Origin of the sequence: Ornithinimicrobium sufpigmenti (genome assembly GCF_004322775.1) — a bacterium.
Lineage (GTDB): Bacteria > Actinomycetota > Actinomycetes > Actinomycetales > Dermatophilaceae > Ornithinicoccus > Ornithinicoccus sufpigmenti.
This window is the reverse complement of record NZ_CP036403.1, coordinates 1,742,668-1,760,770: the sequence shown is the minus strand read 5'-3', so window position 1 is coordinate 1,760,770 and position 18,103 is coordinate 1,742,668. Positions and strand designations below refer to the sequence as shown.

Here is an 18,103-nt window from a genome sequence, read left to right as displayed (position 1 = left end):
CCTCTTCGGGGAGTACGTGCCCTACCGGGACTTCTTCCGGCAGATCACCCCACTGGTCGACCGGGTCGGAACCGACATGGCAGCCGGGGCCGGTCCGGCGCTCATGTCCATGCCCGTCGAACTCTCGCGCGTGGTTGATGCCGCCGTGGGCATCTGCTTCGAGGTTGCCTATGCCGACCTGATCCGCGAAGGGGTTCTTGCCAGCGGAGAACTCATCATCATTCCGACTACAACGCCTCCTTCGGTTACTCCCCAGAGTCGACCCAGCGACTGGCGATGTCGCGCTTCCGCGGTGGAGCACGGCCGGGCAACGATCCAGATCTCCACCGTCGGCATCAGCGGCGTCATCATGCCCGACGGGGCCATGACCCAGCGCAGCGGACTGTTCACCGCCGAGGAACTGACCGCCACGCTGCCGCTGCGCACCACTTTGACGCCAGCCGCGCGGCTCGGCGCGGCACCCGAGGTGACCGCCTGGGTGCTGGCTGCTGCCAGGCGTGACGGCCGGCCTACTGGGCCGCCGCACCCGGTGCACCGGACGGTCCCCCACCTTCGGACGCCCGAGTACCTAGCCACCGGCCACGCAGGCAATCCGCGCACATAGCCCTCGCCAGGTGCTTTTCCCCTCCGGTCCTTCCAACCAGTGCGCACCACGCCATGACGGTCGCGGTACAGCTCATCCCGGAAAGCTGGCCCGCGGCCAACTCAGCCCAGGTCAGCCATGGCGTAGAGCTGACAGCACTAGACCTACCGGGATACTCACTGCCAGCACGACGATGAGCCCCCGGTAGATCATCAGGGGCCACCGGCGTGTGTGCCCGCGAGGTACTGCGAGGAGGAACAGCACGAGGGCAACGAACAGCATCGCCCCGCCTGCCATGACCACGACCACCGCACCGGTCAGGGTGCCAGCGAGCACTGCGACGTTGGCGGCGTTGTAGAAGAACAGTTGCCAGCCGCGACGCCGACCGGAGGGGACAGTAGCGGCGAGCATGGCCTGTCCCCCGCCCAACGCGACCTGCGGGACACCGGCCACCAACACCAGATAGGCCGCCACCCAGGATCCGTTGGCAAAGCCGAGGGGACCGGTAACAGCGGCAACAAGTCCACCACCGATGATGGCAAAGACTCCGACGACGACAAAGGACTTCATAGCCAGCCATTGCGCGGTGGTGATGACACTGGCCACTGGTCCACCGGCGAGCTGCTGACGGGTCAGTTCTGACCTTCCTGGCATCGGGGCACCTCCAAGATGCGACGTGAGCATCAGCCGCCTGAGCTCCTGGCGGTGCAGACTTACGTCCGGGTCCGGGCAGGCCCAACCGATACTGCCAGAAGTTTGTCCGTCCCGACTCAGGGTCAGGGGCAGCACGGCAATGCGCTGATGTCCACTGCGCCCTGGTCTTGCAGCCACGTCAGCGGGTCTGTGGTGGTCAGCTCGTCGTCGGTGTGGATCTCGAAGTGCAGATGCGGGCCGGTGGACCTGCCGTTAGAACCGACGCCGGCGATGACCTCGCCGCCGGCCACTTCTTGGCCCTCCTGGACGTAGAGGTCATCGGCGTACATGTGGTTGTACCAGCTGTAGACCCGCTGCCCCTCGACCTCGTGGGCGATGACGATGATCATGCTGGACCGCCCGTCCTTGCCCGGGCCCACATAGTCCACCACCCCCGTCGGCGACGGCGTAGATCGGGGTGTCCATCGGCGCGGCCAGGTCCACTCCCTCATGGAAGGCCGCTGCCCCGTTGAACGGGTCGGCCCGTCCCCCGTAGGACGATGACACCCGAAAGACGTTCTGGGCCAGCGGCAGCACGAACGCCGGCGCGGGTTCGGCCGGCTCGGCGGGTTCGGTGGGGCGCTGTTCCGCGAGTAGCTCCAGCTGGGGCTCCGCCTTCACCAATGGCTCGACGACCGGGTCGTGCTCAGCCGACGACCTGTAGTACGTCTCCAAGACCGTGGGCCCGGGCCGATGACGCCGATCAGATAAGGAACCCCGCGGCGGCCAGTGCGCCGGTCAACCACGGAGTGACCACCGTGATGGTCGGTACCGCCAGGACCGCCACCGCCCCAATGTAGGCCAGCGTGCTCACCAGCCGGGAAGAAACCTGCTCGGTCGGTGTTAGGCAAGACTGCAGTCGCTGGCTACGCACCACCACCCCCTCGGTGCCGGCGGTGTGCGACAACTTCTCCAGTGCCTGGTGCAACCGAGCAGGGCCAACTCGTCGAGCGGCGTCATCATCGGCGAGCATCTCCAACAGCTGGTTCACCGCATCCAGTGCGGCTTTGCTTCGGACAAACCGTGGGAAGGCCACGTGCAGGGCGCTGAACGCCTCGAGTACCAGATCGTGGCGGGCCCGCAGGTGGGCGCGCTCATGGGCCACGACAGCAGCGGTTTGCTCCGGTGAGAGCAGGTTCAGTGTGGCCGCGCTGACCACTACTTTCGGCTGGCGCCCAGGCACGCAGTAGGCCAGCGGCACGTCCCCGGACAGCACATGCAGGTGAAGATCAGCCGAGCTGGCCGTGTGGAGCAGGTCGAGCATGTCGCGCTGGCGCTGGCGCCGGCGCCTGGTTCCCAGCCCTAGCCTGATGACCACGACCGCGAGCCGCAGCACGATGGTGGCGGCGAGCACCACAGCGATGCCCGCTGCGACCACGACGCCGGCCCGCAGTTCGATCTCGGCGTGCCCGCTCAGGTGCCGCAACAGCTCCTCGGGGGTGGCCAGCACGCTACCGATCGCGGCCAGGACGGCCGCCAGAGCGACCGCTTGCCACAGCACCAGCGCAGCGCGTGGAACCCGCTCGGGCCACCGGCTGCGGGACAGTGCGCTGGGCAGCGGCCCGGACAGGACGATCGCCAGCAGGCCGAGCAGCAACCCGGCCACGGAGTGCGGGCTAAGAGTGGGGGTCGGCCGGTGCGCGGGACAGCGCGGCGCGAATGACTTCGGCCTCTCGGGGGCTCACCTGCCCGACGAAATGCTGCAGCGCGGCCTCCCTGTTGCCCAGGTCACTGCTGGTGCGCATCGCGTCCAGCATCAGTTCGGCAGTCATCTCCTCGCGGTTGCGCACCGGTGAGTACCGGTAGGCGCGCCCGTGGCGTTCCTGGTGAACCACGCCCTTCTTGGCCAGGCGCCCGAGCACCGTCATCACGGTCGTGTACGCCAGCGACCGCTGCGAGCTGAGGCTGGCATGAACTTCACGCACGGTGCGCGGCGCATCTGCAGCCCACAACTCGGCCATCACGGCCTTCTCCAGCTCACCCATCGCCATGTGAGCAGCGTAACCCGGGCCTACGACGAATCGAAGTACGACAGCGTGTAGTGTCTACGACGGCCCCGTCGGACGTTGGTCTCTGGTAGTGGAGGTGCGCGATGGATATCGAGACGGTGGACATCACGCGGCTGCAGTTCGCGGTGGTGACCATCTACCACTACTTCTTCGTGCCGCTCTCGATCGCGCTGGCGGTCACGACGGCTGGGCTGCAGACTGCCTGGTTGCGTACCGGGCGGCAGGCCTACCGCGATATGACGATGCTGGTCGGCAAGCTGTTGATGGCCACCTTCGTCGTCGGCGTGGTAACCGGACTGGTCCAGGAGTTCCAGTTCGGCTTGTCGTGGAGCGCTTTTGCCCGGTTCTACGGCGACGTGTTCGGTCCGACGCTGGCCATCGAGGGGATGCTCGCCTTCTTCCTGGAGGCGACCTTCCTCGGGCTGTGGTTCTTCGGCTGGGACCGCCTGCCGAAGAAGGTGCACCTGGCCACCATCTGGATCGTCGCGGTAGGCACTGCGATCTCCGCGTTCGTCATCTTGGCGGCCAACTCCTTCATGCAAAACCCGGTGGCCTACACGATCAATCCCGAAACGGGGCGCGCCGAGCTGGGCAACTTCGTCGATCTGCTGCTCAACGAGGTGAACTTGGCGGCGTTTCCCCACACGATGGCCGGGGCGGCGATGGTCGGTGGGGCGTTGCTGCTGGCCATCGGGGCACGGCGGGCCTGGGGCAAGAGCGCCGACAGGGCGCACCGCGATCACGCCTCGTGGCGGGTGCTGGCCCGGTTGGGGGCATGGATCACCCTGGTGGGAGGGGCCGCGGTAGCGGTGAGCGGCGACGTGCTGGGCAAGGTGATCACCAAGGTGCAGCCGATGAAGATGGCAGCCGCAGAGGCGCTGTACACCACTCAAACCGGGGCACCGTTCTCGATATTCGCCATCGGTGCTCCCGGTTCACCCGAGCCGTTCTTCTCCATCGACATCCCCTACCTGCTCTCCATCCTGGCGGCCGGTGACCCCAACGCGACGGTGCAGGGCCTTGCCGAGCTGCAAAGTCAGTACACCGAGCTGTACGGGCCCGGGGACTACATGCCGTGGATACCGGTGGCCTACTGGAGCTTCCGCCTGATGATCGGCTTCGGGGTACTGGCTGCAGTGATCGCCCTGCTGGTCCTGGCCAAGACCCGGCGCCAACGCGAGCTCGATCCAACCTCACTCCTGGGACGCTGGACCTTACGCTTGCTGCCGCTGGTACCGCTGATGCCGATGGCCGCCAACACCTTCGGCTGGATCTTCACCGAGACCGCCCGTCAGCCCTGGTTGGTCTTTGGCCTGTTCCGCACCCAGGATGGCGTCTCCCCGGGCCTGACCCCCACCGAAGCAGTCCTGTCCTTGATCGGCTTCGCCGCGGTATACGGAGTGCTCGCTGTGGTGTGGCTGCGCCTGGTGGGTCATCTCGCGCGATTGGACCTCTCCGCGCCACCCGATCACCTCGACGAGAGCGACCCACCGCCGGATCCAGCGGGGACTTCGGGCTCGGCGGGGCGACACCCCAGCCCCGCACCGACCGCGCCCAGCTACTGATCGACCCGGAGGACGACGATGGATCTGCCCACCCTGTGGTTCGCGCTGATAGTGCTGTGCTGGGTGCTGTTCTTCGTGCTGGAAGGCTTCGACTTCGGTGTCGGGATACTCACCCCTGTCGTGGGCCGAGACTCCCATCAACGCGGCGCTGCCCTGACCACGATCGGCCCAGTCTGGGACGGCAACGAGGTCTGGCTGGTCGCTGCCATCGGTGCCACCTTTGCCGCGTTCCCCGACTGGTACGCGGCATTGCTGTCGGGCCTGTACCTGCCGATGGTGATCATCCTGCTGGCCCTGGCCGGGCGCGGGGTCGCCCTGGAGTTCCGGGGAAAGAAGGACGACCCCATCTGGCGGCGCCGGTGCGAGAGGATCCTGGCCGCCTGCTCACTACTGTGCGCGGCCGCCTTCGGGGGCATGCTCGGCGTTCTGCCCGGTGGACTGGCAATCGGAGCAGATGGCGAGGTCGCGGTCGGCGCGGGAGGCGCACTAGCCCGCACCTTGGGGGTAGTGGCCCAGCCTGGGGCACTGGTAGGAGCTGGGGCCGGGGTGGCGGCTGCCTGCCTGCTGGGCGCAACCTACCTGGCGCTGCGCACCACCGGGCCCGTTCGTGAGCGGGCCCGAATGATCGTGCCCCCACTGGCAGCGGTACTTGTCGCGCTGGTGGCCCTGGGGGGAGTGACCGGGGTGGTCGGTTGGCTGGCGGCCATGGTGGTGATCGCGTCGCTTCTGCTGGTCACGCTCACCGCCCGGTACCGGCGTGAGGGCTGGGCCTTTGGTATCTGCAGCGTCCTGGTCGCGGCCGTGGTGGTGGTCGTCTTCACCGCCTCCCTGCCGGTGCTCATGCCCAGCACACTGGACCCGGCGTGGTCGCTGACCCTGCCGGGGGCCGCGGCCAGCGACACCGCGCTGGGCACCATCACGGCTGCAGGTGTGGTCATCCTGCCCGGGGTGCTGGCCTATCAGGCCTTCGCCTACTGGGTCTTCCGGCGTCGGGTGAGCAGCGAGCGGGTGGTGACATGAGCCGCGGCCCGCTGGATACGAGGCTGCTTCGGCTCTCGCGTCCCGCCGCCGACCCGATCGGTGTCCTGACGGTGCTCTCCTTGCTGTCCGCGGCGCTGCCCGTCGCCACCGCGCTGGCTGCTGCCCACCTCGTCGTGCAGGTGCTGACCGCAAGCGCCGAGGCGACGGGCTCCGCGCTCGTGCTGCTCGGTGCCTGCCTGGCCCTGCGGGTGCTGATCGACTGGCTGCAGCCACTGGTGGCACACGCCGCGTCCTGTCGAGTGATCGCAGACGTGCGGCGCCGTGCCCTGGACCGGGTTGAACAGCGCGGCCCAGCCTGGTTGGCCAGCATCGGTGCCGGCCCCGACCCAGTTGATGTGGGCACGCTGATATCGACCGGGCTGGATCCGTTGCGGTCCTGGTTCTCCGGGTACCTGCCCTCGGTGGTGGTGGCCGCGGTTCTTCCTGCCGGGGTGCTGACCGCCATGGCCCTCATCGACGGTCCCTCGGCGCTCGTCGTGCTGCTCACCTTGCCCCTGGTGCCGATCTTCGCCGCACTCCTCGGGTGGGCCACCCAGCGCCAGGCGCAGCGTCAGTACGAGACCGGCGGGCGGCTGGCCGGCTACTTCTTGGACGTGGTCCGGGGCCTGCCCACCCTGCGACTGGTCAACCGGGCCGAGCGACAGACCGGTGCCGTGCGCGAGGTCTCCGAGCAGTATCGGGGCGCCACCATGAAAGTCCTCACGGTGGCCTTCCTGTCCTCCACCGCACTGGACCTGGTCGCCAGCCTCTCCGTGGGCCTGGTCGCTGTGGAGGCCGGCGTGCGGCTGGCCCAAGACCAGATGGGCCTATGGCCGGCCCTGGCCGTCATCCTGCTCGCCCCCGAGGCCTACCGGCCGCTGCGCGAGGCGGGGGCCCAGTTCCACGACAGCGCCCAAGCAAGTGCGGTGGCTGACCAGCTCGAGCAACTGGACGGCGAGGACCGATCACCTGACGGCCCCCGCCCCCGACCGGTGGTCGGTCACCGCGCTGGCCCCAGTCCGTCGAACCCGGTCCAGCAGGGCCGCCAGGCGGGGCACCAGGCTCCGGTGCTGCTGCGCGCCCGGGGCCTGGTGGTCCACTACCCGGGCCGGCGGACACGTGCCCTGGACCTGCCCGAGCTGGAGCTGCGCCGTGGTGAGCTGCTCGCGGTGACCGGGCCCTCCGGTGGCGGCAAGTCCACCTTGCTGCGGGTCCTGGCCCGAACCCAGGACACCCGCAGCGGGCAGGTCCACGTGGTGACCAGCACCGGGGACGAACCGGCGGTGGAGTACGTTCCGCAACGCCCCACCCTGCCCCAGGCCCGCACCGTGGCTCAGGCACTGCTGCAAGCACCGGGCGAGGTGGTCGGCGACCAGGACCTCATCGAGGCATTAGGCGTTGTCGGGCTCCGGGCTGAGGACCTGTCCCAGGGGCTCAGCACCCCGTTGGGAGACGACGGCCAGGGCCTTTCGGCCGGCCAGCTTCAGCGCATCGCTCTGGCCCGTGCGCTGCGGGTGGCCAAGGAGCACCTGGACCGCCAGCGCGACATCATCCTCCTGCTGGACGAGCCCACCGCTCACCTGGACCCGGTGGCCGAACGCAACATCGTCCACGAGCTCGCACAGCTTGCCCACCGCGGTGGCACGATCCTGGCCGCTGCCCACCGAGCTGCGCTGATCCGCGCGGCCTCGCGGGTCATCGACCTGCAACACTCCGCACCCACCGTGGAGGAGCCAGCCGCTCATCACGGCCAGACAGCCGGCACGCCCGCCGAGCAGCAGGACAGCAGTCCGTCACCGGTGACCCACCGTATCCGCGGCTGGTGGTCTCGCCGCTCAGTCCAGGCCCGGTACGTCATCTCAGCAGCCCTGGGGGCCGGCTCTCTGCTGGCCGGGGTGGCCCTGACCGCAGCTGCCAGTTGGATGATCGTGCGGGCAGCGGACCAGCCACCGATCCTGACCCTGTCGCTGGCCGCCGTGGCGGTGCGGGCCTGCGCGATCGCCCGACCACTGCTGCGCTACCTGGAACGGCTCACCGCGCACGACACCGGCCTGAGCCACCTGGCCCAATGGCGCTCGGGGGTCGTGGCAGATCTGATTCCCCGCGTGCCAGGGCCACTGACCCCCCGGCGGGGGGCACTGCTGAGCCGGGTGGTCGATGACGTCGACGTGCGGCTATCGGGGCTGATCCGCGGCCGTCTACCGCTGGCCTCGGCCACCATCGCCCTCCTGATCATCGCCCTGGCAACGTACTGGCTGCTCCCGCAGGCGGTCCTGCCGCTGGCCGGTGGCCTGCTGGTCAGTGCCGTGCTGGCACCACTGGTCGCGGCCTGGACGGCCCACCGCAGCGAGACCCCCCGCGTGCAGGCCCGCTCCAACCTCCTCGAGGCCGTGGTCGAAACCCTGGAAGGCGCTGAGGAGCTCCACGGACAGCGCGGCGCACACCTCCGTGCTGCCGTGACCACCCGCGCAGCACAGCTGGACGCAGCCGAACAGCGCGCGGCCCACGCCCACGGTCTATCAGCCGGCCTCGCTCAAGTCGGGCTCGCGGCCACCATCCTCGCCACGGCAGCGGTGGCCGCCACCGCCTGGCGAGACGGACAGATCAGCGCCGAGGTCGTGGGCGTGCTCATCCTGGCAGCACTCACCCTGGGTGAAGCGACATTGGCTATCTCCCCGGCCGTCCGGGCGATCGTCCTGGGCCGGTGCGCCCGCGACCGGCTGACCGCCCTACGCTCCGTCCCGCCAGCCGCCACGGACCCCGACAACCCCCGGACGCTGGCCACCGCCGTTCCACTAGCGGTCGACCTCGAGGCGGTGCGCGCCGGCTGGGACCCGGCAAAGCCCGCACTGCGCGACCTGGACCTGCACCTAGAACCGGGCCAGGCGGTGCTCGTCCACGGCAACTCAGGGGCAGGCAAGTCGACCCTGGCCGCCCTTCTGCTCGGGCTGCTGGACCCGGTCGCGGGCACGGTCACGCTCGGCGGCCTACGCACCACACAGCTCGATGGCCAGACCGTGCGTGAGCGGGTGGCCCTGGCCGGGCAGTACGACCACATCTTCGCCACCACCCTTCGAGAGAACCTTCGCCTGGCACAGCCGCACGCCACCGACAACGCACTGACGAACGTGCTCGCCCAGGTCCAGCTGGGTGACTGGTTCACCTCCCTGGAACACGGCTTGGACACCTGGCTGGACTCTGGCGGACGAGTGATGTCCGGCGGCGAACGAAGACGCCTCACCATCGCCCGGGCGCTGCTGCGCGACTCAGATGTCCTCGTCCTTGACGAACCCACCGAAGGCCTGGACCAGGACACCGCGGAGGCACTGATGCACAAACTGCTCGCCGACGCCGTCGCCCGACAACGAACCATCATCGTGCTGACCCACCTGGATGCGGGAATGGAGATAATCACCGACCGCCAGCAGCTATCCAACGGCCAGCTCAGCCGGTTGAGTAGGCATCGGTCCCCGCTGGCGACCGCACCGCTCCCCACCCCCTAGGAGCGAGGTTGACGCTCGACGTGCTCACCCGCCAACGCGGATCACCAAATCGGGTGGTCCTCCGCGTCCGGGCACACCTCGTTCCCTCTCAACTAGCTGATAGGCATGAGTGAGTCATCGCCTCGGTAGGCGGCCAGCCCTGCCGGCGCGTGGGAGATGTCAATGTGGAGCACGCGCAGCGCAGCGAGCATGAACGACATTGACATCGAGGAGCGCAGGCTGAAGGTGGGCCGTCGGGGCGATGGCCTGCCGTGATCACTGGCGAGAACGCTGGTGACGCGGGCTCAAGCACCGTTGTGCGGTGAGGAGGCCTGTCATGTTGCTTCAAACTCCCTTGGGGTCCTCGGCTCTGGTGGTGGCGATCGACCCGGGGAAGGTGATGAACCGGGTCTGGGTCAGTGACTACGGGGGTCTGGTGAGCGACCCGGTCTCGATGCCGGTCTCCCGGGCCGGGATCGAGGGTCTGGAACGTGCGGTCAGCAGCCACGCGGCCGGGCACGAGGGGTTGGTGATCGCGATCGAGGCGACCGGCAGCCTGCACCGTGCGTGGGCCACGGAGCTGGAGCGCCTGCACCCCGGATCGGTGCGGTTGTTCGCTCCCTCGGAGACCAGGTCGGCCCGGACCCAGTTGGGGTCGGGCCGGTTCAAGACCGATGACCGGGACTGCGCCGCGCTGACCTACCTGGCCCGGCAGGGAGCCGGACGAGCACAGGCCGAGGAGTCGGTGGTGGATGAACTGCGGGCCGCGGTCCGTCACCGACGCGGTCTGGTCGCCGACCGCAAGGTCGCCCAGCAACGGTTGCACGACCAGCTCAACGCCCTGGTTCCCGGCCTGTCGGCGCCGGCCGGGCACGGACGCTCCCTTGGTCGAGGGACCCACCGGGCAAGCCGTGCTGGCCTGCGCGGTCGCCTTCGCTGGAGCCCCGCCGGCCACCCGCTCCCTGATCGCCAGGTCGCCGGGCCGGATGAGCAAGGCCACGGCGACCTACTGGGCCGACCGGTGGCGCGGCGCACTGCCCCCGCCGCCGGATGCCCAGGCACGGACCCGCCGGCTGGGCCGGGACCTGGCGCGCTACCGGAGCCTGCAGGCTGACATCGCCGCACTGGAGGAGGAGATCACACTCCTGCTGGCGCGCACCGACGGCCAGGTGCTGACCAGCCTGCCCGGCGTGGCCACGATCCGGGCCGCGGCGTTCGCTGCACACAGCCTGCCGATCGCGCGGTTCCCGGACGCTGAGCACCTCTACTCCGCGACCGGGCTGGCGCCGGCGATGTATGGGTCCGCGACCCTGCGACGACGCGGCCGGATCTCCCGCCAGGGCCTGTCCGAGCACCGCGATGCGCTCATGGGTATCGCCTGGGGCCTGTCGCGGCACTCCCCCTCCTTCGCCCAACGTGACGCGGAGTACCGAGCCCGAGGGATGGCCCCGATCCAGGCCCGGGTGGCCCTGGCACGCCATGCCTGCCGGCTGGCCTACCGGCTCCTGAGACCCAACAACCTTTCGATGAGGAGCGCTATCGTCGAGGAAGGTTCAGCCCCGGACGGTGACGGCCACGTTAGCTATGCCGCACACCCTTCGGGTGCGACGGCGCAACCTAGCTTGCCGCCCGTCCGGGACTGGGCCGCCCCTTCACGGCGCACACGAAAGCCTGCCGCTCGACGGCGCCTGATCAGCCTGCCGACTCGGCGGCCTAGCCGAACCAACCTCCCACGACAGCACCCCCCTTCATCGGGACCGGAACCGGACGCTCGAGCGTGCCCGGCCGTTACCCCACGCCCAGACTCACCCTTGACTCATCACGCGAAAGCTAGGTCGCTGACGACCCCACAGCCGCCTCTACTGTGGCGGCCGCCGCACAGCGGTCCCATCTCTGCGCCATCTGATGCGTTGGGCACGGCCACCATGCACCACGACACCTGAAGTCAGCCCGAGACCGTCCGGCGCTCAAGGGCGCGCCCGGACGGGGGCCTGGGCGCAGCAGGTGTCAGGGCCCAGGAAATGATCAGCGCCACGGCGACGGCGACCATGCCCACCTGGCCGATGCCCCACACCACCACTGCCCCGGTCCGCTGGTCGGCCAGGGCGTCGACCCCCCAGCTCAGCCCGAGCCGGCCGAAGTGGTCGGCGGCCAGCAATGAGGTGCTGGAGGCCAGGCCCATGCCCCACGCGCCGTAAAAGACCATGGCGGCCACCGCCGCCCCCAGGCGCAGGGCGAGGGGAACCCGGCGCGATCGGCGGTCGGCGGCCAGGAGGGCGTGGACCAGGACGCAGCCCGCTGCGGTGAAGTACACGACGAACAGCGCCTGCCAGACCGGGCTGTCCAGGGCGCGCGCGAACAGCGGGGTGTAGTAGAAGACGACCAGGGAGACGGCCACGTTGACGGTGGCCACCACGGGGTGCGCGAGGAACGCCATGACCGCAGAACTCTGAAGAGCCGCCACCCACTCTCGGGGGCCACGCGACCCGTCGCCCCGTGCCGGCAGGACGCTCATCGCCAACGCGCCGGGCGCACCGAGCACCAGAAGTATCGGCACCACCACCACAAGGAGCATGTGGTGGGCCATGTGGCTACTGAACAGGACGCTGCCGTAGACGGCAGGGCCGCCGTTGGTGGCCCACGCGAACAGCACCACCCCCGCCACCCAGCTGACCACGCGAGCAGCCGGCCAGGCCTGTCCCCGGCTGCGCAGCCGCCACACCCAGGACAGGTAGACCACCAGTGCGGCGACCGTCACCAGGGCCGTCATCGGGTCGGGACGCAACTGCGTGAGGTAGGCCCACGCCGTCGGCGCCGGGGGCTGGGGGTAGCCGGTCAGCAGGTAGACCGGGCTCGCATCGACCGGTGGTTCCTGCGGCTGTGGTGGCGCGGAGGAACCCAGCGCGACCGCCACACCGATCACCGCGCCCATGATCAGTACCTCGACCCCCGCCAACCGCCAGAACGCCCGCCCCGCCCCGCCACCGGGCCGCGCCTGGGCACGGATCGCCGGGATCGTCATCGTGCGGTGGACCCAGCCCGCCAGGCCCAGCGCCACGGTCAGGACCACCTTGATCATCAGGAGCTGACCGTAGGGATGCACGAACAGGTCCAGCGGTGTGGAGAACCGGACCCACGCGTTGGCCACCCCAGCCACGGTGGCGATGACAAACGCCCACACCGCGATGCGGGAGAACCGCTGAGCAACATCCGCCAGACCCGACCCCACCCGGGAGGCCACCACACACAAGACCCCCAGGCCACCGACCCACACCGCCACCGCCGCCACATGCAACCACCACGAAGTGACGGCAAAGTCGTGATTCGCTGCGCCGGCCGCATGCCCGGTCACCGAGATTGGCAAGAGCGCGACCAGCGCCACGATGCCGGCCCACGCCGCCGAGGCGTAACCGGCCACTGCAGCGGTCAGCAGCCCGGCGATCGCGGCCAAGAAGGTTGCCCCACTGAGATACCGGCCCATGTCGATCTGGGTGGCGAACTGGAGGAGCTCAGCGCCGTAACCCGGTCCCCCGATCCCCGTGCCCAGGGCCGCAGCATGGGTCAGGACCAGATGCGCCAACTGCGCCGGCGCCCACACCGCTGCCGCGGCAACACCGATATTCGCTACCCTCCGCCACGTCGGGTCCTCGACCGCCCCAACCATCCGCGCCGCTGGGCGGTCCCTACCCGACTCGGGTACGGCCGCGGGGCCAGCCTCGCGGCGGGTCTGGCCAGACGTACCGCTGCTGCCGAGTGCCACCACAGCGCCGCTACCGCTGGACGAAGGTGTCGTGGCGGCTGTCAGGCGCGGCAGGACCACAGCGCACAACATCAGAGCGCCGATGGTCACCGTTGCCGCCACCCTGGTCAGCGACGTGGTCACCGGCAGTCCCCACCGCACCAGCGGGCCAGGGTCAATCAGCTCACGTGGGGCGGCCGCTCCGCTGAACGCCAATCCGGCCACCATGGCAAGCACGAGCAACGGCAGGGCACCAAAAGCCCACAGCCATCCCGGCCTCACAGCCCGGCTCACACGCGTCTCGCCGTGCGGCCCCTTCCTACGCGCGGTACTCAGGATCGGCACCTGCTGATGCTAACGGCCGGGCCGCCATGACCATGACCCGTGCCCACGTCACAGGACCACATGGACCACGATCGTCACCGCGTAAGCCGCGACGACAAGGCCGAACCCCAGCAGCGTGAGCACGACCCCGCGCCTTGCCCGCCGCTGGCCCTCGTCGGGCCCGGGGCCCTTGCCCTGCTTTGCGGTCATCGGGCGCTCCTCTACGTTGCTCGAGCATGTGCGGCGGGCTCCCACGGAATCTCGCGAGCGTGTGCGGGTGGAGTGCTACCAGCTCAGGTCGTGACAGCCGCCACTGCCGGCGGTCTCCACCTGCAAGGTAGCGTGCTCGATGCCGTAGCGGTCGCGCAACACCTCCCGTGCGGTGATCAGGACGGCGTTGTGGTCAGCGTCCTGCCCAGCCACGAGATGGGCGGTGGCCACGTTCATGCCCGAGGTCAACGTCCACAGGTGCAGGTCGTGGACCTCGCCAACGCCACCGATATCCTCCAGGACGCTAGCGACCTCCTCGGGTTCGATTCCCACTGGCGCGTGCTGCGCCAGGACAGTCACTACCTGCCTGCCCAGCACGATAGCTCGCACGATGACGAATACCGCGATCAGGGCCGCGACCACGATGTCCCAGATCGGCTGACCGGTGAGGATGATCAGCACACCGGCGACCATGACGCCCACCGACCCCGCGGCGTCGGCGATCACCTCGTAGTAGGCGCCCTTGACGTTCAGGCTCTCCTTCGACCCGCTGCGCAGCAGCAGCATGGAGATGATGTTGATCACCAGACCGGCGAAGCCCACCACGAGCATGGCACCAGAGGCCACCTCCGGCGCATCGCCCAGCCGACTGATGGCCTCGACCACCACGTACACCCCGACCGCAAGCATCGCCAGCACCGCCAACGCCGAGGCGAACACCTCCGCCCGGTAGGAGCCATAGGTGCGTCGCCCCGTGGAGTCCGGCCGGCTCGCGATGCGGGTCGCGAGCAGCGCCGCCCCCAGCACCACCACATCGGCAGCCATGTGCCCGGCATCCGACAGCAGCGCCAACGACCCCGACACCAGCCCCGCGACCAGCTCGATCAGGAAGAAGCTGGCCGTCAGTGCGAACGCACCAGCCAGCCGCCGACGGTAGCGGCCACCGGCGTGCCCGGGCGCGGGGGCGTGGCTGTGTCCCGCGCCCATCAGCCCTGCCCCCCGTGGCGGGCGTGCTCCCGAGAGACGTCCAGCAGCATCCGCACATGCCCGTCAGCCAGCCGGTAGTACACCATCCGCCCCTCCCGCCGGTTCTCAACCACCCCCGCGGTCCGCAGCAGGCGCAGCACCTGGGACACCGACGCCTCCGCGACGTCAACAGACGCCGCCAGGTCACACACGCACAGCTCCCCCGCCTCCAGCAACGCATACAGCACCCGGGCACGTCGCGGGTCCCCAAGGAGCTTGAACAACCCGGCCAACCTGCCGGCCTCCCCCTCGTCGGGGATCCTCTCCCGGGTCAACGCCACCTTCTCCGGATGGACGGCGGCAACCTCACACGAATCCAGTGGCGTCACACTCATGACCAGGACCATACACCTATGTAGATATGCAGGTGTCACTCGCCCGCTCGGCGTGTGAGGTCGACAGGAAGGCCACCTCAAGTCACACAGTGCAACCCCCAAAGGACTGGACCTGGACGAGGTCCGCGTCCACCTGCTGGCCGTCGCACACGTGCAGGGACGTGCACGACCTGCACGCCTCCACCATCGCCACCGATCAGCCGGTGCTAACCGCCCACGTCGTCCTTGACGACGAGTGCTTCACCGACGGGCACGCCGCCGAGATGCTCGCCCAGCTCCAGGACTGCGTTGGCATTGCCGCGCCAGACGCGGGGAGGGCCTCCAGGGCCGCGGCAGCGCTCATCGCGTGAGAGGCACCGAACCGGCGAGCGAGCGGGGAAGCCTGGACGCAGGCCGAGGTGTTCCTGGCGCAGGTCCCTACCGACCCGCTGAACGCCGTGGCCTCGTCCCATTGCCTCGTGCCACGCAGCCCTCGCACGGGACTGGACGTCGGCGTAGCCGAAGAGCACCCCGCCACGACGACGACGCCGGTCCACTTCTGGCTTGAGAATTCCGACAGGTTGCTGAGACAGCCCTCGTCTCGCTATGTGTCGCTAGGCAGGTAACACGACCCCAATCGCTACTGCCCGGGTATACGCCCACGTCAGAGCCAGTTTCGCCCGAATCGTGTGCTCATCATCTGCGGAAGTCTCCCAGTGGTGGGGGGTGCCGGGTGTTGCTCCTGCGACCACTTGATCTGGGTCAAGGAACCCGGGGCGGGTTCTGCGTACCGTGAAGTCAACAGCCCCGGACTAGGGGTTCGAGGACAAACGGAAGGAAACCATGATGAGCGTGACCACCACCACGACCACGACCACGACCATCCTGCGGGCCGAGGGCTTCTCCTGCCCCAGCTGCGTGGCCAAGATCGAGAAGCAGGTCGGCCGCCTGAAGGGCGTGGAGTCGGTGAAGGTGCACTTCGCCTCCTCCCGCGTCGAGGTCGCGCACGACCCGGAGCTGGCCAGCGTGGATGACCTGGTGGCCGCGGTCGACAAGGCTGGCTACAAGTCCACGCCTTCCGCCTTCTGAGGCTGATCCGGGAGCCGACACCACACACTTCATTCGCGAGAGGAAAGACGCATGAGCAAGGTCCAAGGCTGGCTTTACGGCCGCTGGGCGGTCCCGGCGGTCTCAGGTCTGCTGATCCTGGCCTCGGTGGCCACCAGCCGGATCTGGGAGGACCAGCTGTGGGGTGATCTTTTGATGGTCGCGGCCGCGGTGGTCGCGGGCGCCCCGGTGGTCAGGAAGGCCTGGACGGCCCTGACCGCCAGGGTGATCGGCATCGACCTTCTGGTCTCCATCGCCGCCATTGGCGCGGTCATCATCGGTGAGTACTGGGAGGCCGCCGCTGTGACCTTCCTGTTTGCGATCGGGCATGCGTTGGAGGATGCCACGCTGAACAGGACCCGCTCGGCACTGGCCGAACTGGTGGCGGTCGCACCCGATGTAGCGATCGTGCTGCGGGACGGGGAACAGGTCGAGGTGCCCGCCCACGAGGTGGGCCTGGGCGAGATCGTGCTGGTCAAGAACGGCGCCAAGGTCCCGGTCGATGGCAAGGTCACCGGCGGCACCGGCGCGCTCGACGAGGCCTCCATCACCGGCGAGTCCATCCCGGTGGAGAAGATGACAGGCGAGCAGGTGTTCGCCGGCACCATCTCCACCGGCGGTTTCCTGCAGGTCAGGGCCACCGGGGTCGGCGCCGACACCACCCTGGCCCGGATCATCCACCGGGTCGAGGAGGCGCAGGACGCCAAGGCGAAGACGCAGAAGTTCATGGACCGCTTCTCCGCCTGGTACACCCCCGCGATCATCGTGCTCGCGATCGTGGTCGGCCTGTTCACCCAGGACGTCGTCCTGGCCCTGACCCTGCTGGTCATCGCCTGCCCCGGCGCGCTGGTCATCTCCATCCCCGTCTCGATCGTGGCCGGCATCGGCCGCGGCGCCAGGGACGGCATGCTGATCAAGGGCGGCGAGTTCCTGGAGACCTCCGCCAGGATCGACGCCGTCGCCCTGGACAAGACCGGCACCCTCACCGAGGGTCGCCCGCAGCTGACCGACGTGGTGGTGCTCGACACCGATCTTGGTCCGGACCACCCGCCGGTCGATGCGGACGAGGTGCTGCGGTATGCCGCTCGCGCCGAGGCCGGTTCCGAGCACCCGCTGGCCCGCCCCATCCTGGAAGCTGCGGCAGAGCGCGGTCTTCCGGTGCTCGGCCTGCCCCAGCACACCGAGCCGGTCCCCGGCAAGGGCATCGTGGCCACGCTGGATGGTCACCGCGTCGCGGTGGGCAACCTGGCCCTGGTCCGTGATGAGCACGCCGAGCAGGTCCAGAGCATCGAGGACACCGGCCGCGCCGCGCAGGTCGTAGCCGACCTGGCCGCCAAGGGGCGCACACCGATGGTCGTCGCCTGCGACGGCCGCGCGATCGGCGTGGTCGCCGTCGCGGACAAGATCCGTGCGGATGCCCCGGAGATGGTGCGCCGGCTGCACAACGCCGGCGTCAAGAAGGTCGTCATGCTCACCGGCGACATCGAGCCCGTCGCCCAGGCGGTCGGTGCCCAGGTCGGCATCGACGAGGTCCGCGCCGGGCTGCTGCCCGAGGACAAGCTGGAGGCGGTCGATGAGCTGCGCCGGAAGGGCTACACCGTGGCCATGGTCGGTGACGGCGTCAACGACGCCCCCGCGCTGGCCACCGCGGACATCGGCGTGGCGATGGGCGCCGCCGGCACCGGCGTCGCGATCGAGACCGCTGACATCGCCCTGATGAACGACAACCTGCTCAAGCTGCCCGAGGCGGTCTCGCTCGCCAAGCGCACGGTCAACAACATGCGGCAGAACATCGTCATCGCCCTGGCCACCGTGGCGGTCCTCATGGTGGGCGTCCTGTTCGGCGGCGTCACGATGGCCATCGGGATGCTCGTCCACGAGCTCTCGGTGCTCGTCGTCATCGTCAACGCGATGCGCCTGCTGCGCCGCAAGGAGGACCCTGCCGCCCGGGCCACCGGCGGGGCCGGCCGGCCCGGGGTCCCCCAGGAGGCACGGGCGACCCAGCCTGCCTGAACCCACCAGCTGCCGCGC

At 69.3% G+C, this 18,103-nt stretch carries 16 protein-coding genes and 1 pseudogene; 9 read left to right on the top strand and 8 right to left on the bottom strand.

What is annotated here, in order from left to right:
- Positions 1-16: 16 nt before the first annotated feature.
- Positions 17-604, top strand: a complete 588-nt coding sequence (locus ESZ52_RS08050; protein ID WP_131104475.1) for a carbon-nitrogen hydrolase family protein — start codon at positions 17-19, stop codon at positions 602-604.
- 111 nt (positions 605-715) lie between these two features.
- On the opposite strand, the gene ESZ52_RS08045 is transcribed toward ESZ52_RS08050, so the two are convergent.
- From ESZ52_RS08045 to ESZ52_RS08030, 4 genes are all read right to left on the bottom strand, one after another.
- On the bottom strand, positions 716-1,237 hold the full coding sequence (locus ESZ52_RS08045) for a hypothetical protein (protein ID WP_202865426.1): 522 nt from the start codon (positions 1,235-1,237) through the stop codon (positions 716-718).
- A 122-nt stretch (positions 1,238-1,359) separates the two neighbouring features.
- The gene (locus tag ESZ52_RS08040; protein WP_131104474.1) at positions 1,360-1,728 is read right to left on the bottom strand and encodes a M23 family metallopeptidase; all 369 of its coding nucleotides are present in this window, start codon (positions 1,726-1,728) and stop codon (positions 1,360-1,362) included.
- A gap of 251 nt (positions 1,729-1,979) precedes the next feature.
- On the bottom strand, positions 1,980-2,882 hold the full coding sequence (locus ESZ52_RS08035; RefSeq protein ID WP_131104473.1) for a M56 family metallopeptidase: 903 nt from the start codon (positions 2,880-2,882) through the stop codon (positions 1,980-1,982).
- 10 nt (positions 2,883-2,892) lie between these two features.
- Complete coding sequence (locus ESZ52_RS08030; RefSeq protein WP_131104472.1) at positions 2,893-3,267, bottom strand: BlaI/MecI/CopY family transcriptional regulator; 375 nt, start codon at positions 3,265-3,267, stop codon at positions 2,893-2,895.
- A gap of 101 nt (positions 3,268-3,368) precedes the next feature.
- Here ESZ52_RS08030 and ESZ52_RS08025 point away from each other — a divergent pair, with 101 nt between their 5' ends.
- The 5 genes from ESZ52_RS08025 to ESZ52_RS20090 all read left to right on the top strand — a co-directional run bounded on the left by ESZ52_RS08025 (position 3,369) and on the right by ESZ52_RS20090 (position 11,295).
- On the top strand, positions 3,369-4,850 hold the full coding sequence (locus tag ESZ52_RS08025) for a cytochrome ubiquinol oxidase subunit I (RefSeq protein ID WP_131104471.1): 1,482 nt from the start codon (positions 3,369-3,371) through the stop codon (positions 4,848-4,850).
- An 18-nt stretch (positions 4,851-4,868) separates the two neighbouring features.
- The gene (gene cydB, locus ESZ52_RS08020) at positions 4,869-5,870 is read left to right on the top strand and encodes a cytochrome d ubiquinol oxidase subunit II (RefSeq protein WP_202865425.1); all 1,002 of its coding nucleotides are present in this window, start codon (positions 4,869-4,871) and stop codon (positions 5,868-5,870) included.
- On the top strand, positions 5,867-9,373 hold the full coding sequence (gene cydC / locus ESZ52_RS08015) for a thiol reductant ABC exporter subunit CydC (protein WP_131104470.1): 3,507 nt from the start codon (positions 5,867-5,869) through the stop codon (positions 9,371-9,373). The genes cydB and cydC overlap by 4 nt, the downstream gene beginning before the upstream one ends.
- Before the next feature lie 316 nt (positions 9,374-9,689).
- Positions 9,690-10,466, top strand: coding sequence for an IS110 family transposase (locus tag ESZ52_RS19685; RefSeq protein WP_131104469.1), 777 nt, complete (start codon positions 9,690-9,692; stop codon positions 10,464-10,466).
- Positions 10,467-10,521: 55 nt separating this feature from the next.
- Positions 10,522-11,295: a transposase gene (locus ESZ52_RS20090; protein ID WP_425600050.1), complete on the top strand. Its 774-nt coding sequence runs from the start codon at positions 10,522-10,524 to the stop codon at positions 11,293-11,295.
- Positions 11,296-11,297: 2 nt separating this feature from the next.
- Here the strand turns inward: ESZ52_RS20090 and ESZ52_RS08000 are convergent, their stop codons facing one another.
- The 4 genes from ESZ52_RS08000 to ESZ52_RS07990 form a co-directional block, all read right to left on the bottom strand.
- Positions 11,298-12,932, bottom strand: a complete 1,635-nt coding sequence (locus ESZ52_RS08000) for a bifunctional copper resistance protein CopD/cytochrome c oxidase assembly protein (protein WP_181009886.1) — start codon at positions 12,930-12,932, stop codon at positions 11,298-11,300.
- 552 nt (positions 12,933-13,484) lie between these two features.
- Entirely contained in the window at positions 13,485-13,625 is a 141-nt protein-coding gene (locus tag ESZ52_RS19240) for a hypothetical protein (RefSeq protein ID WP_181009887.1), read from the bottom strand.
- A 75-nt stretch (positions 13,626-13,700) separates the two neighbouring features.
- The gene (locus ESZ52_RS07995) at positions 13,701-14,612 is read right to left on the bottom strand and encodes a cation diffusion facilitator family transporter (RefSeq protein WP_131104466.1); all 912 of its coding nucleotides are present in this window, start codon (positions 14,610-14,612) and stop codon (positions 13,701-13,703) included.
- A complete protein-coding gene (locus ESZ52_RS07990; protein ID WP_131104465.1) occupies positions 14,612-14,986 on the bottom strand; it encodes an ArsR/SmtB family transcription factor in 375 nt (124 codons plus the stop codon). Before ESZ52_RS07990 ends, ESZ52_RS07995 begins: the two co-directional genes overlap by 1 nt.
- A 94-nt stretch (positions 14,987-15,080) precedes the next feature.
- Between ESZ52_RS07990 and ESZ52_RS07985 the strand changes: the two are divergent.
- The 3 genes and pseudogenes from ESZ52_RS07985 to ESZ52_RS07975 form a co-directional block, all read left to right on the top strand.
- A pseudogene (locus ESZ52_RS07985) lies at positions 15,081-15,276 on the top strand (cation transporter dimerization domain-containing protein); the annotation flags it as partial.
- Positions 15,277-15,811: 535 nt separating this feature from the next.
- On the top strand, positions 15,812-16,054 hold the full coding sequence (locus ESZ52_RS07980; protein ID WP_131104464.1) for a heavy-metal-associated domain-containing protein: 243 nt from the start codon (positions 15,812-15,814) through the stop codon (positions 16,052-16,054).
- Between the two features lie 51 nt (positions 16,055-16,105).
- Positions 16,106-18,085, top strand: a complete 1,980-nt coding sequence (locus ESZ52_RS07975; protein ID WP_131104463.1) for a heavy metal translocating P-type ATPase — start codon at positions 16,106-16,108, stop codon at positions 18,083-18,085.
- Positions 18,086-18,103 lie beyond the last annotated feature (18 nt).

Coding starts and splice junctions, on each gene's coding strand:
- ESZ52_RS08045 (WP_202865426.1), bottom strand. CDS start 1,237: ATGCCAGGAAGGTCAGAACTGACCCGTCAGCAGCTCGCCGGTGGACCA.
- ESZ52_RS08040 (WP_131104474.1), bottom strand. CDS start 1,728: ATGAGGGAGTGGACCTGGCCGCGCCGATGGACACCCCGATCTACGCCG.
- ESZ52_RS08030 (WP_131104472.1), bottom strand. CDS start 3,267: ATGGCGATGGGTGAGCTGGAGAAGGCCGTGATGGCCGAGTTGTGGGCT.
- ESZ52_RS08025 (WP_131104471.1), top strand. CDS start 3,369: ATGGATATCGAGACGGTGGACATCACGCGGCTGCAGTTCGCGGTGGTG.
- cydB (WP_202865425.1), top strand. CDS start 4,869: ATGGATCTGCCCACCCTGTGGTTCGCGCTGATAGTGCTGTGCTGGGTG.
- cydC (WP_131104470.1), top strand. CDS start 5,867: ATGAGCCGCGGCCCGCTGGATACGAGGCTGCTTCGGCTCTCGCGTCCC.
- ESZ52_RS19685 (WP_131104469.1), top strand. CDS start 9,690: ATGTTGCTTCAAACTCCCTTGGGGTCCTCGGCTCTGGTGGTGGCGATC.
- ESZ52_RS19240 (WP_181009887.1), bottom strand. CDS start 13,625: ATGACCGCAAAGCAGGGCAAGGGCCCCGGGCCCGACGAGGGCCAGCGG.
- ESZ52_RS07995 (WP_131104466.1), bottom strand. CDS start 14,612: ATGGGCGCGGGACACAGCCACGCCCCCGCGCCCGGGCACGCCGGTGGC.
- ESZ52_RS07990 (WP_131104465.1), bottom strand. CDS start 14,986: ATGAGTGTGACGCCACTGGATTCGTGTGAGGTTGCCGCCGTCCATCCG.
- ESZ52_RS07980 (WP_131104464.1), top strand. CDS start 15,812: ATGAGCGTGACCACCACCACGACCACGACCACGACCATCCTGCGGGCC.
- ESZ52_RS07975 (WP_131104463.1), top strand. CDS start 16,106: ATGAGCAAGGTCCAAGGCTGGCTTTACGGCCGCTGGGCGGTCCCGGCG.